The following is a 13,830-nucleotide window of genomic DNA, read 5'->3' on the forward strand; positions in this document are numbered from 1 at the left end:
ACGCGCGCCCTAATAAATGCCACATGAGACATCCTAAACCTGCAACACCCAATGCCCAAAGTATCAATCCGCAACGCGATGATAATCGCGACGATTTGCATAGCCCACTAATATCGACGCCAATTACAGCGGCGGCGGCTTGGACAGATACGCCTATCATATCGAGCGCGGCAAAGCGCCCTAAGTTACCAGCGCTGTTTATATCGCATGGTGCACCGACGCTGGCTATCGAGCAATCTGCTACGACGAGCGCGCTAGCTCGTATAGGACAAAACTTACCCAAACCTCGTGCCATCGTCATTATGTCCGCGCATTGGCAGTCCGCGAAACTTGAGATCAGCAGCAATCCTGAGCCAAAAACGTGGCATGATTTTTCAGGTTTTACTCCAGAGCTATATGAGCTGCAATATCCTGCTGCTGGTCATCCAGCACTTGCTGAGACCTTGGCGCAGCAACTGAGTGCCCGTGGTATTGTTTGTAGGGTCAATCCCTTACGTGTCAGTGATCATGGGGTATGGGCGCCACTTTTACACCTGTATCCACAGGCTGATATTCCTATCGTACAAGTATCCTTGCCACAGTATTATGACAGTATCGCCTGCTATCAATTGGGCGCGCAACTGGCACGGCTGCGTGATGAGCAAATTCTGATTATTGGTTCAGGGAATATCACTCACAATTTGCAGGCGCTACGCTGGCAAGCAGACAGTATTGATCAAACCGCAAAAGATTTTAAAGTTTGGCTGCTACAACAGCTCAAAACCGACATCCCAAGCGCCTTAGACTGGCAGCAATATCCTGACTATAAAGATATCCACCCAAGTGATGAGCATTTACTGCCGCTATTTTTTGCTTTAGGTGCCGGTCAACGTGTCTCAGTCGTGCATCAAAGTATGGCGCATCATAGCTTAGGCATGGATATCTATCGCTTTGATTAAAGGCTCTCAATCAAAGCGTCAGATATATGCGGGTATACCACACTACTTTTCAAAAGCAAGTTTAGTAAATAAACCTGCACGCTCCATTTCGCCTGCTACACTCAATAACGTCGTCTCATCATTCATACGCCCAATCAATTGCATACCGATCGGCAGACCTTTTTTACTCATACCGACAGGCAACGACATGGCTGGCAAGCCTGTAATATTACCCAATAAGGTAAAACCCATCTTCCCAAGCACTGGCGAACTTAACTTTTCAATCATGCCTGAGCTAAAGGCGTATTTGCCCATATTCATGCCTTTATTTAGCAAACCAGCACTGCGCATCAGCATTTCATCCATGCGACTTGGTGGTAACACGCCATGTTTTACTGCCGGTGTTGGAACGGTTGGGCACAAAATCATATCGTAGGTCTCTAGCAGAATACCGGTTTGATATTGGCTATCATGCCAGCCATGCTTGGCGTGCGCCAAATCAACAGCAGATAGTGAACGTCCTAACATCGCCATGTTATACGTTTGCGGTTCAAGATTTTGTATATGCTGCGCACCATAGCAACGCTCAATATTATCAATAGTAAACGCAGTATGCGCGCAAACAACGACTAAAAAATTATGCCAGAATTGTTCAATATTAATATTAGGTTCAGCCGGTATTACGCGGTGACCCATGGCTTCTAGCTGCTTAGCGGTCTGCTCTAATACGACCAGTACTTCTTTATCGACCATAGTATTAGCAACCAACGGCTGTTGATGCAAGGCGATGGTCAGTTGTCGTGGCGCGCGCATTGCTGCTTCTAAGAAAGTACCTTTAGGCGGCGCTATGACATAAGGCGCCCCAATCTCAGCACCACTAGTCGCATCAAGCATCGTGGCACTATCACGCACGCTACGTGTAATTACATGATCGGCTACTGCCCCTTCCCAGCCTTCACCAAATAACGGTCCCATTGGGTTACGTCCACGACTGGGTTTGAGTCCAAACGTGCCACACCATGCAGCAGGAAAGCGTATCGAGCCGCCACCATCACCCGCACCTGCCATCGGTACGATACCGCTTGCCACTGCCGCCGCACTACCACCCGATGAGCCACCAGAGCTATAGCCTTTTTTAAAAGGATTATGAGTCACGCCATGTGCTTTTGGCTCAGTGGTGATAATCAAGCCAAATTCTGGGGTATTGGTCTTACCAAAAGTGTTCACACCCGTAGCTTTCATACGCTTGACGATTTCGCTATCGCTTTTTGATATGATATTGACGCTACGACTGCCCATCGTAATCGGCTCATCAGTGAAGCTAAATGACAAATCTTTTAACAAATAAGGGACACCGTTAAATACACCAGCTGGCAGTCCCGCCTGCGCTGCAGCATAAGCGCGCTCGTCAAAACGATGAATGATAGCATTCAATTTAGGATTGAGCTGATTGGCTTGATAGACTGCCGCATCCAGCAACTCTTTGGCACTGACTTCCCCAGCATTGACCAATGCCGCGAGTGCTAATGCATCGTATTGGGTATATTCTTTAAACATAACCGACCTTCCTTGGAGAATAATCAAATTAAAATTTTGAAAAGATTAATATGTATCCGATTTACAGACAGTATCCAGTTTAGTATAAAACCTTACTGTTTATAATGAATAAACAAACTCATTAGTCATTTACGGTATTTAGAATTATATTTGATATGGGCAATTGATTGATAGCCTGACAATCATGCTCTTAACACTTTTTAATACATAAAATTTTTTAATATCTTCAATAAAAAAGACGAGTTACTTTCGTAAATCGTCTTTTTACTATCCAGTCAAACATAAGCTCTACATTAGTAGCTCACGTTTACCACTCTTACCCATTGAACTGACCAGTCCCGCCTCTTCCATCGAGTCAACAATACGTGCGGCGCGGTTATAGCCAATGCTAAATTTACGCTGAATACTAGAAGCGGAAACTTTACGAGTCTCCATAATAAAACCAACGGCTTCGTTGTACAGGTCATCATCTTCACCAGAGGCATTGGCAGCACTACTGCCACCGCTAGGACTAGACAATTCAAAATTGCCTGCCATATTGTCGATATAATCAGGCGCACCGCGCTCACGCCATGCATCACAGACGCTATTGACTTCTTCATCGCTGACATAAGCTCCATGGACACGATCAGGTTCAATCTGCCCAGGCCCTAAGAACAGCATATCGCCATTACCAAGCATATCTTCGGCGCCGCCGCTATCCAAAATAGTCCGTGAATCGACTTTTGAGTTGACTCGTAACGCTGCTCGTACCGGAATATTGGCTTTAATCAAACCAGTAATCACATCAACTGAAGGACGCTGAGTCGCAAGGATTAAATGAATCCCTGCTGCCCGAGATTTTTGCGCCAAGCGTGTAATTAACTCTTCTGCCTGCTTACCGACCTGCATAATCATATCGGCAAACTCGTCGGCAACGATGACAATCATCGGTAAGGTTTTTAGCTTTGGTGCTTGGCTAATACTTACGCTGTCATTGGGTCGCCATAATGGGTCAAGCATTGGATTACCTGATTTTTCAGCAGCGATCACTTTTTTGTTAAACTCATTTAGTTTACGCACCTTTAGCAAGCTCATAAGCTGATAACGACGTTCCATCTCTGCGACGCACCATGACAAGGCACTTGCCGCCTCAGTCATATCGGTAACGACTGGGGTCAGCAAATGCGGGATATCATTATAGTTGGCAAGTTCAAGCTGCTTAGGATCGATAAGAATCATTCGCAGCTCGTTCGGCGTATATTTGAGCAGCATCGATAGTAACATCGCGTTGACCAAGACTGATTTACCAGAACCCGTCGTACCAGCGACCAACATATGCGGCGCTCGTGCAAGATCAGTAATAATAGCTTTACCGCCAATATCTTTACCCATCGCCATACTGATTTGCGCTTTAGGATCTTTAAATTTTTCGGTATCCAATAGTTCAATTAAGCGTACCATTTCGCGCTGTTTGTTGGGCACTTCAATGCCAATGTATGGCTTGCCAGGAATAACCTCGACCACACGTAAAGATGCCATCGATAATGAGCGTGCCAAATCGCGTGAAATCCCTGTGACTTTACTGGCTTTTATCCCAGGCGCTAGGTCTACTTCAAAGCGAGTGACGACAGGTCCTGGAATCGCATTGACAACGTTTGCTTTGACATTGAACTCTTGTAATTTGATTTCCAGTAGCTCTGATAACTGCTCAAGCTCAGCAAGCGTATAACTTGGCTGGCGATTGGGGTCTGGCTTATCTAAGATCGACATCTCTGGAATCGGCGACAGACTACTACGATAGGCAGCCGTTTGCATTGAGCGTGATTTTTGACTGAATGCAATATCATCACTAATATGAGGCATAATGGGAGCATCAATCGCGTCAGTGCTATCATAAACATTGTCGTCTTCTGGCATCATATCCGTAATATGATTGCTACTATCACCTTCTGGGACTGCAAAACTCATGGTTGGTTTAGTTACTGTGGCTGACTCGATACTTGATATGGTAGCCGTACTCTCTGCTTTTGGATTTGCAGGCGGGGTATTGGTCGGTGTCATATCTATTATTTCTGATGTATTCTCTACATCAGCATCAGAAAAAGACTCCAAATCGTTCAACAAGTCATTTGCAGCATTATTAGGAACGTCGTCAGTAGTGTCGTTTGGTGAGAGAGTAGTTTGCTGCTGAATAGGTGCAGCTGCAGTTTCTGTTAATGTCTCTACGGCAGATAATTCTTGTTCATGGCTAAAATCAGTCGCTTCCGGCACTGCCTCATGTTCTGCCAACCACGCATCCACTAAGCTATCGACGCTAGGCGTTGATTCAGGAGTATCTAGCTGCGTAGTTGACATGTTCGGTGCATAATCATTTAACGAATGTGCTGCTTGTTGCTGAGTCTCCTCTTGAGTGATATCAAGAACTGGGCTAGCAGAAGAAATTTCAATACTTAAGCTGTCAACAGAAGCAGCAGCTGATGCCTCTGAATATGGAGCATTTACGACATCATAAGGTATCGTATCTTGCTCATTTTCTATCTGGTTTGCTAATAAATCAGCGACAGTATTTGCATCGTTCCATGCAAAACTTGGCTCAACCTTTCTGATAGGCATTGGCGTAGCATTGATAGCAGGTACTGATGTTTTATTCAGATTAAAAGCGCTATTGCTAATCGTTGTGGCGGCTGCAGTTTGCAGCTGCTCTTCTCGTTTGGTACTTTCACTGGCGACTTGCGCAGCGGCTGCCATAGAAGCTTTTACACTGGCACCCAATCCTGAAGACGATAAAAAGTCTGTCAATGCGCTATTAAAACGACCACTTCTATTGTCTTGCTGTTTATTTTTAGCCTGTTCATCCACTTGCAACTCAAGAGGCAATTGCTCATATTCTGGAGTATTAGTATCACTTATTGCTATATCACGACCTTGTTTATCGGCAGCACTATTAGCATTGTCTTCTTGTGTTATTTGACTAGCATCAAGGCTGCTATCAAGGTTTTTGACACCTGACCCAAACCAAGACAAAGTTTTAATTTTTTCGTAAATACTCATCCAATGAATATTAAAGGCAAAGGTGGTCGTAATAGCGACAAACACTGCCAAAAACGTCACACTCCCCCACTGCGATAATAGCTGTGCTAGCCTCGCTTGTAGCTCAAGACCAATAATACCGCCCGCAACTCCTTTGAGCCCTGATGATATTGGATCTGCTACCTGCTGTACCAATGCGATCAGTTGGGCAAATAATGCACTACTGCTCAATATTAAAAACACGTAAGCAACCAAGCGTAATAACCAAAACGTCGGTTTATTATCCCACCAAATCAGTACTGACTCATAAACCAGAAACGCCAGTAACCACCATGCACCAAAACCAAAGAAGCTATACAGCAAATCTGAGAGCCATGCGCCCATCTCGCCGCCCATATTATTAATGGTCGTCATATCACTACTGATGTGCGACCAGCTAGGATCATTACCGGTATAAGTCATCAAAATAACAAACAAATAAACCGCGAGGAGTAATCCCAGTAGGGTAAATATGCCCTTTTTTAAGTAATCAATAATTGGTGCTGATATCACGTAAGATCTGCCTTGTTGTTAATACTCGTCATGAATACTCAATAGTCGTCAAACCATGATTAAGCTTAATCATGCTGACATAAATTCTTGATAGAAACTGCTGTAATAGGTTACGACTGATGTGGCGTAATAACACAAAAACTTTATCTAAAATACTACGGCAAAATATTGACCGCATTGCTGTTTTTGTTTTGTGCGCGGCATACAACTTCTTATAATAACAAATACATAGCTGCCATGGCGACCGTGTTATCAATAAAGCGCATAAGAAAATCAATCCAGTAGTGATTTAGCCAAAAATGCAGCTAGTGAAAAATGATGCCTGTTCTTTTTGCATTAGCATCTAACCAAAATATATTAAAGCTCTACGTTACTGCTGGTATAAATTTTTTATAGCCTCTGTCTGCGTAGGCACAGGAAGCAAGACAAATTAATACCAGCAGTACGTGATGTTTATATATCACTTTTCACTGACTATATTTGAATATGGGCTCATTTTTGGTACTAAAACTTCAAGCTTCAGATACTTTAGTTCTAATGATACCCATATTTGTTTTAGCAAACTTGCACTTTTTGCTCTTAGCCCTTATGTTATTATCACATAGCAACCATAATAACCAGATACGTCGTCATTTTTACGCTTATCTTTTATAATATCTACTTATTATTTTAACGTTGAACCCTTTCACTTTTATTGCTCTAGCAAGGAAATCTTATGGCAACTGACAATACTGCTCCACGCCACGAAAAACTCATTATTTTAGGTTCAGGTCCTGCTGGTTATTCTGCCGCTGTGTATGCAGCACGCGCCAACCTAAAGCCTGTTATGGTCACCGGTATGGAAGTCGGCGGACAGCTCACGACGACGACCGAAGTTGATAACTGGCCGGGTGATGCACATGATTTGACTGGTCCTGCATTAATGGAGCGTATGAAAGCCCATGCCGAGCGCTTTGGTACTGAACTGGTTTATGATCATGTTAATGCTGTGAATTTAAATGTGCGTCCTTTTGAGCTGACCGGTAATAATGGCAATTACACCTGTGATGCTCTTATTATCTCAACCGGCGCATCAGCACAGTATCTAGGTCTAGAGTCAGAAACCAAATTCCGTGGTCTTGGCGTTTCTGCTTGTGCAACTTGTGATGGCTTCTTTTATAAAAACCAAAAAGTGGCAGTTATCGGTGGTGGTAACACGGCCGTTGAAGAAGCGCTGTATCTATCAAATATTGCAGCTGAAGTCACTTTAGTCCATCGTCGTGATAGCTTACGCTCAGAAAAAATCCTACAAGATAAACTATTTGAAAAAGCCGAAAATGGTAATGTCAAAATCGAGTGGAACTACAGCGTAAAAGAAGTGGTTGGTGATGATATGGGCGTAAATGGCGTTGTTATTGAATCTATGATTGATGGCAGCACCAAGCAACTGGACGTGTTTGGTATGTTTGTCGCCATTGGTCATAAGCCGAATACTGATTTATTTAAAGGTCAGTTAGAGATGAAAGACGGTTATCTGATCGTCAACAGCGGGCTTAATGGTAGTGCTACCCAAACCAGTATCGAAGGTGTTTTTGCCGCAGGTGACGTCGCAGATCATGTCTATCGTCAAGCGATCACCTCTGCTGGTACGGGCTGTATGGCAGCACTTGATGCTGAAAAGTACCTAGATGCAATAGGCGAAACGGTCGCTCAAGATCATACTTATGCTTCAACGTTGACAGCTGACAAAGAAGCGTAAATGAGCGATTTTGTTAATAATATTCGCATAACGCCTGAGGCTTTTGTTCAACATATCAAGAGTCTTGGGCGTTATGACTTTCCAGAGCCAGCGATAGTAGATCCTGAAGGTATGGGTATTGTGGCTATCGGGGGAGATTTAGCTCCTGAGACGCTGATTTCTGCTTACGCACAGGGTCTATTTCCTTGGTTTAATGACGATGAGCCAATTGCTTGGTGGTGCCCTGAACCCCGATGTGTGATGCAGCCGACAGACTATCAGCCGAGTAAATCGCTACGTAAGCAAGCAAACCGTAGTCGTTGGCAGTTGACGCTGAATCAAGCTTTTGATGAAGTCATACACGCTTGTAGTTTACCGCGTAGTAATGGCGTTAATGACGATCTTAATGAAAGTCAGCCTGAAGGCGAACATACTTGGATTCATGATGAGATGATTGAAGCCTATAGCGAGCTACATGCTCAAGGCTTCGCGCATAGTATTGAAGTTTGGGATGATAAAGGCACGCTCGTTGGTGGTTTATATGGCTTAAAAATAGGTGGTATTTATTTTGGTGAATCGATGTTCCATATCGCTTCTAATGCATCAAAGCTAGCATTTTGGGGCTTGATGCGCTTATGTGAGCAAAGCAATGTTAATCTTGTCGACTGTCAACTCCCTAACGATCATCTCATGAGTTTAGGTGCTATTACCTTGTCACGTACTGAGTTTTTGGCTCAACTAGATATATTAATATCTAATAGTTCAGATAATTGGCACAAAAACTCGCATAAGCCTCTAGCGGTACCGCTGTTAGGGAGTTTGCAACCTTGGCAATTAAACCTCTAGTTTATTACTTTATTTTAAAATCTAAAGTTGATCTGGCTAATCGATAGTTAAAATAGCGCGACTCGATTGAGTACGTATGATTAATACTATTACGTTTAATCAGCAATATTTTCATAAATCAGTAACTTACTTATAACGATCATGAGTATATTATGGCACCTGATACCTCTTTTTTATTAATAGGTAAGCTGGCAACCAAAGCCAACACCACTAAAGATACGATTCGTCACTATGATCAATTGGGACTACTAAAATCGCGTAAGCGTCAGGCAGGTTCGCGGCTATATACTGAGTTTCATCCAGAATGTGTTGAACGTATCGAATTAATTAAAAGCGCGCAAGCAATTGGCTTTACCCTGACTGAAATCAAAGACAGCCTCAATGATTATTATGATGGGCAGCTTGATATTGACTTACAGCTGAGCATTACCCAGCAAAAACTGATTCAAATCAGAAAACAACAAACGACCATCAGTTTGATGATAGAGATGTTGACCGAACGCATTGATATTCTTCAGCATATGAAGGCTGATAGTGATTATAAACTCGACATTGACGTGTGTAAAAAGACACTGCCTTTATCTTGATAAGGAAACCTCGATACCACACCGAATTTTATATTTGTTATTGTTTTAAATCTCAAACAATAAAAGCTACTAATATTTTTTAAGATTAATTATAAATACGCTGCATGATTAGCGCGTCGACTGCCGGTTGATGCGCTGCTTGATAGTAGCTTTTACGTGTATGAATCACAGTAAACCCTTGCTGCTCATATAACGCGATCGCAGCAGTATTGTCTGCCCGCACTTCTAATAAAAGACTCTCTACTTGATTGGCCTTTAACGCCTCATCTAGTCTAATAAAAACTCGTGATGCTATACCTTGACGCTGATAATCAGGATGAGTGCCAATGCGTAAAATCTCTGCTTGCTCAAACAATAATTGGTATAAGCAGTAGCCAACCAATTCGTTTGCAGAATTATCAGTAACAACCATCAGACTGATACTATCCTGTTCGAGCAGGTCAGCTATTGTTTGAGATGTCCAAGGGTCTTGTAGCTGAACCATAGCTTCAACAGCTGCAACTGCTTCGACCATTTCTTTACGCTTATCTGGTTCATCTAATAGCATCTTTATATCTAACATCAGCGCCCCTTTATTTGTTGGCTTTAATATCAGTTATATTATCGTTGATTGTCGACACTGTCATTCTATTAGCAAACCATACCCAAAAAAAAGCCACCCTCTTTCGAGGATGGCTTTTGACTAATGATTAACGAAGATCAGATTACTCTGACAGCATTAAGTATTAGTTCAATACGTTAGCAACAACACCAGCGCCTACAGTACGGCCGCCTTCACGAATAGCAAAGCGAAGACCTTTGTCCATAGCGATTGGGTGGATAAGCTCTACGCCCATCTCAACGTTATCACCAGGCATAACCATTTCAGTACCGTCTTGTAATTGGATTGCGCCAGTTACGTCAGTGGTACGGAAATAGAACTGTGGACGATAGCCGTTTAGGAATGGTGTGTGACGACCACCCTCTTCTTTTGACAATACATATACTTCAGCGTCAAACTTGGTATGAGGAGTGATAGAACCTGGCTTAGCAAGTACTTGGCCACGTTGTACGTCTTCACGCTTAGTACCACGTAGTAGTACGCCACAGTTTTCGCCTGCACGACCTTCGTCAAGCAGTTTACGGAACATCTCTACACCAGTACAGGTGGTTTTTTGCGTGTCACGGATACCAACGATTTCGATCTCGTCGCCAACGCGTACGATACCAGATTCAACACGGCCAGTTACAACAGTACCACGACCTGAGATTGAGAATACGTCTTCGATTGGCATTAGGAATGCTTTGTCGATGTCACGCTCTGGCTCTGGGATGTAGGTGTCAAGAACGTTTAATAGTTCTACAACGGCTGGTTGACCATATTTTTCTTGTGAGCCTTTTAGGGCTTCAGTCGCAGAACCGTGGATGATTGGGGTGTCATCACCTGGGAAGTCATAGTCGCTTAATAATTCACGAACTTCCATTTCTACTAGCTCTAACAATTCTTCGTCATCAACAACGTCGCACTTGTTCATGAATACGACGATGTACGGTACGCCAACCTGACGTGAAAGCAGGATGTGCTCACGGGTTTGTGGCATAGGGCCGTCAGTCGCTGATACAACTAGGATTGCGCCGTCCATCTGGGCTGCACCGGTGATCATGTTTTTAACATAATCGGCGTGACCTGGGCAATCAACGTGAGCGTAATGACGTGATGGGGTGTCATATTCTACGTGTGAGGTGTTGATGGTGATGCCACGTGCTTTTTCTTCTGGTGCTGAGTCAATAGACGCGTAGTCTTTGGCTTCGCCACCAGAGGTGATTGCAGCTACGGTTGCGATTGCAGCGGTAAGGGTGGTTTTACCGTGGTCAACGTGTCCGATGGTACCGACGTTAACATGTGGTTTTAGACGTTCAAACTTGGCCTTTGCCATGGGTATTTCCTCTTTTTTTGGTGAATATTTACCAATCAAAGATCGGTAAATAACTGTTTGACGGCTTATGATGTATGACCATCAAACCGTTGACACTGTGTTTTTTCTATTAAACCAATATTTATTAAAATACTAGCTATAACGCTATACTATCTTTGTATTCGATATTTTAGCTGTTAAGCGTATAAATAGGGGCATTATACGTGCTTTTTAATCTGTTGAACATGACAAGTTAATATACAGTACTGCTATTGCACTACTTTATCTAACTCTTATTCATTTAATTCTTTATACAGCTCTTTTATTAGATAAAGATAACAACTACTAATAAACTGACAGCGCAAAAAGGCAACACCTCAGTGTCACCTTTGAATTATTCTCTGCCACACTGTATGTATAATTTTCGATATTTTATAATTTTGATACCAATACTGAGCTACAGACAAACATTAGCAAAGCGAATATAAATAATGGAACAATAAATGGAGCTCATATTGAGAATTGAACTCAAGACCTCTCCCTTACCAAGGGAGTGCTCTACCGCTGAGCTATATGAGCATGTTTTTAACAACTGCAGCTGCCAACCACTAAGTTGCACTAAAAAAAATATCACGATACAGCAATAATAACTGACTGTCGTGATGAGTATTGATGATTTGTGCAATGGTACATATATGGAGCGGGTGGCGGGAATCGAACCCGCGTCATTAGCTTGGAAGGCTAAGGTGTTACCATTATACCACACCCGCATTTACTCTTATCTGGATTGACTCCAATAAAGAATCATGGATTGATATAGAGTATGCTTGGCGCTAAGACGAACTTAGAAAAATATGGTGGTGGGAGAAGGATTCGAACCTTCGAAGCTTTCGCGACAGATTTACAGTCTGTTGGGTTTGACCGCTCCCCAATCCCACCTTAGGTTGCTTTAAACAAAAATGGCTTTAGTTTAAGACATATTCATAAAAAGCTACTTTGAGAGAGATGGTGCCGACTGCCGGGATCGAACTGGCGACCTACTGATTACAAGTCAGTTGCTCTACCAACTGAGCTAAGTCGGCTTGTTCTCTCAAAGTGGTGGCTATTCTATCAAATATTTTGAGATGCGCAAGCCCTTTTTTAGTATTTTTGGCTTTATTTTAATAAAAAATCTCAAACAGCTGATTATAAAAGGATTTTTATTGCTCAAAAATAATGACTTTTGATCCTCTTATTCTTAAGCTCTATCTTTTAGTCAAAAAACCTAGACACTTAACTTCTTTAGATTGGTTATTCATTGCTAGAAATATTCAATAATTGTGTAAACCTGCCAAGCGCTAATACTTATCAGCGGCAGAATTTTGAAAAGATACCGTTAAAACTTGTGATTCCTGCGATGCTAAGACAAAACTTGTTCGCTATAAAATTACTATTTAAAGCGATGCAAAATTTATCCTAACATAGCACTAATCTCTTAAAGCAAAAATATCTTAAAGCCAATCAACTACAACTTTTACCAGTTGACCAATTTATTATTTAAATAAACAAAGATAGCTCTCTCGTTAAAAATTGGCTATACCATGCCTGTATTAAACAACCATAGTGCTAAGCCAATAATAATAATCGCGACAAACACCCATATAAACCAACTACCACTCGGTTTCTTTTCAACTGCTCCAGTAGTGGCAGGGTTATCCAGTGCTTGATCCATCGCATTATTGCCTGTAGTACCCAAATCGCGAGATTGACCTAGATTGGCTGTGCCCGAAAACTGTGAAGTGGCTGCCTGTTTAGCACGCAGTACATCTGGATCTGCTTCTTCTTGCAAGGCCGTCTTAGTGGTTTTGTCATGCTCTGGCTCAATAGCTGCTTCAATGACTGGCGCCTCACTTACAGGAGACGTTTCTGAAAGGGTTTCGGATACAGCGTCTTTATGTAGCAAAGGCTCATCAGCTAAGACGGGCTGCTCTACAAGTGATTCTTGATGAGCAGAAGGCGTTGATGTAGTTTCGGTTGAGATATAATCTATTACTTCGGGCTCAGCAGCCACGCTAGGGACACTTGAAGTTTCAGTAGGACTATATTCTACTTCGCTCAATACAGGTTCGGCTTTATCTGCGGCGGCTAAGATATCAGTGATGCCTGTTTCTTTAATCACTGGCTCATCTGTTTGAGCAGCGCTAACAATCGGTTCTGCTTGCACAGCATCAATAGGCATTGCTTCTAAATAATTTTCGACAGGTAATATCTCTTCGATTATAGTCTCTTTAACCACTGGCTCTGCTTCAACGATAGGTGCTATCTCAGTATCAGGGCTCAACATTAACGTTGGTTTATCTGCAACTGCTTGCTCATGAATAACAGTAGCCGCCACTGGCTTACTTACCTGAAAAATAAAGCTTGCAAACCCAAGCGTATCCTCTGCTGCTAACTGCTTCGATTCATTGGCAGCGATACGCTCATCATTAATAAAAGTGCCGTTTGACGACTCTAGATCTTTTACATATAGCTGACCGTTTAAGACACTCAGTTGTGCATGATTGCGTGAAATTTGCTTGCTACCTAGTACCAGATCATTATCACTACCACGGCCCACAGAGAGGCTGTCAGTGACCGTTAATGTCAGATCACCAAGTGCCTCTGTCAAGGCATTCAACTGCCATGTATTGGTCGTTGTGGCATTCATACTATCAATATCGTTTGTCATGCGATGACTCCTTATTTATTATTAAATATTCATGATGGTC

At 42.6% G+C, this 13,830-nt stretch carries 9 protein-coding genes and 4 tRNA genes; 4 read left to right on the forward strand and 9 right to left on the reverse strand.

The genetic code is table 11. From position 1 onward, the window contains the following. Window positions 1-23 precede the first annotated feature (23 nt). The gene (locus VLA57_RS05430) at window positions 24-938 is read left to right on the forward strand and encodes a DODA-type extradiol aromatic ring-opening family dioxygenase (RefSeq protein WP_083759460.1); all 915 of its coding nucleotides are present in this window, start codon (window positions 24-26) and stop codon (window positions 936-938) included. A gap of 42 nt (window positions 939-980) precedes the next feature. On the opposite strand, the gene VLA57_RS05435 is transcribed toward VLA57_RS05430, so the two are convergent. Then, entirely contained in the window at window positions 981-2,474 is a 1,494-nt protein-coding gene (locus VLA57_RS05435) for an amidase (RefSeq protein WP_333954513.1), read from the reverse strand. Between the two features lie 288 nt (window positions 2,475-2,762). Then, entirely contained in the window at window positions 2,763-6,038 is a 3,276-nt protein-coding gene (locus VLA57_RS05440) for a DNA translocase FtsK (protein WP_333954514.1), read from the reverse strand. A 715-nt stretch (window positions 6,039-6,753) separates the two neighbouring features. Here VLA57_RS05440 and trxB point away from each other — a divergent pair. From trxB to VLA57_RS05455, 3 genes are all read left to right on the forward strand, one after another. Then, complete coding sequence (trxB, locus tag VLA57_RS05445) at window positions 6,754-7,776, forward strand: thioredoxin-disulfide reductase (RefSeq protein ID WP_333954515.1); 1,023 nt, start codon at window positions 6,754-6,756, stop codon at window positions 7,774-7,776. After that, a complete protein-coding gene (gene aat, locus VLA57_RS05450; RefSeq protein WP_333954516.1) occupies window positions 7,777-8,601 on the forward strand; it encodes a leucyl/phenylalanyl-tRNA--protein transferase in 825 nt (274 codons plus the stop codon). A gap of 152 nt (window positions 8,602-8,753) precedes the next feature. Then, window positions 8,754-9,188 carry a MerR family transcriptional regulator gene (locus VLA57_RS05455; RefSeq protein ID WP_333954517.1) on the forward strand — a complete coding sequence of 145 codons (435 nt, stop codon included), beginning with the start codon at window positions 8,754-8,756 and terminating at the stop codon, window positions 9,186-9,188. 85 nt (window positions 9,189-9,273) lie between these two features. Here the strand turns inward: VLA57_RS05455 and rimI are convergent, their stop codons facing one another. From rimI to VLA57_RS05490, 7 genes are all read right to left on the reverse strand, one after another. After that, entirely contained in the window at window positions 9,274-9,750 is a 477-nt protein-coding gene (rimI, locus tag VLA57_RS05460) for a ribosomal protein S18-alanine N-acetyltransferase (protein WP_333954518.1), read from the reverse strand. Window positions 9,751-9,913: 163 nt separating this feature from the next. After that, window positions 9,914-11,104 carry an elongation factor Tu gene (tuf, locus tag VLA57_RS05465; RefSeq protein WP_011512793.1) on the reverse strand — a complete coding sequence of 397 codons (1,191 nt, stop codon included), beginning with the start codon at window positions 11,102-11,104 and terminating at the stop codon, window positions 9,914-9,916. 483 nt (window positions 11,105-11,587) lie between these two features. Further along, window positions 11,588-11,662, reverse strand: a tRNA-Thr gene (locus tag VLA57_RS05470). A 117-nt stretch (window positions 11,663-11,779) separates the two neighbouring features. Beyond that, window positions 11,780-11,853, reverse strand: a tRNA-Gly gene (locus tag VLA57_RS05475). Window positions 11,854-11,938: 85 nt separating this feature from the next. Then, window positions 11,939-12,022, reverse strand: a tRNA-Tyr gene (locus VLA57_RS05480). Window positions 12,023-12,089: 67 nt separating this feature from the next. Next, window positions 12,090-12,165 (reverse strand) — tRNA-Thr (locus tag VLA57_RS05485). Window positions 12,166-12,656: 491 nt separating this feature from the next. Then, complete coding sequence (locus VLA57_RS05490) at window positions 12,657-13,790, reverse strand: FHA domain-containing protein (protein WP_333954519.1); 1,134 nt, start codon at window positions 13,788-13,790, stop codon at window positions 12,657-12,659. Between the last annotated feature and the right edge of the window lie 40 nt (window positions 13,791-13,830).

Source organism: Psychrobacter sp. S4(2024) (genome assembly GCF_036861305.1).
GTDB classification, from domain to species: domain Bacteria; phylum Pseudomonadota; class Gammaproteobacteria; order Pseudomonadales; family Moraxellaceae; genus Psychrobacter; species Psychrobacter cryohalolentis.

Excerpts from the sequence above, each read along its gene's own strand:
- VLA57_RS05430 (WP_083759460.1), top strand. The coding sequence starts at position 24 with ATGAGACATCCTAAACCTGCAACACCCAATGCCCAAAGTATCAATCCG.
- VLA57_RS05435 (WP_333954513.1), bottom strand. The coding sequence starts at position 2,474 with ATGTTTAAAGAATATACCCAATACGATGCATTAGCACTCGCGGCATTG.
- trxB (WP_333954515.1), top strand. The coding sequence starts at position 6,754 with ATGGCAACTGACAATACTGCTCCACGCCACGAAAAACTCATTATTTTA.
- aat (WP_333954516.1), top strand. The coding sequence starts at position 7,777 with ATGAGCGATTTTGTTAATAATATTCGCATAACGCCTGAGGCTTTTGTT.
- VLA57_RS05455 (WP_333954517.1), top strand. The coding sequence starts at position 8,754 with ATGGCACCTGATACCTCTTTTTTATTAATAGGTAAGCTGGCAACCAAA.
- rimI (WP_333954518.1), bottom strand. The coding sequence starts at position 9,750 with ATGTTAGATATAAAGATGCTATTAGATGAACCAGATAAGCGTAAAGAA.
- tuf (WP_011512793.1), bottom strand. The coding sequence starts at position 11,104 with ATGGCAAAGGCCAAGTTTGAACGTCTAAAACCACATGTTAACGTCGGT.
- VLA57_RS05490 (WP_333954519.1), bottom strand. The coding sequence starts at position 13,790 with ATGACAAACGATATTGATAGTATGAATGCCACAACGACCAATACATGG.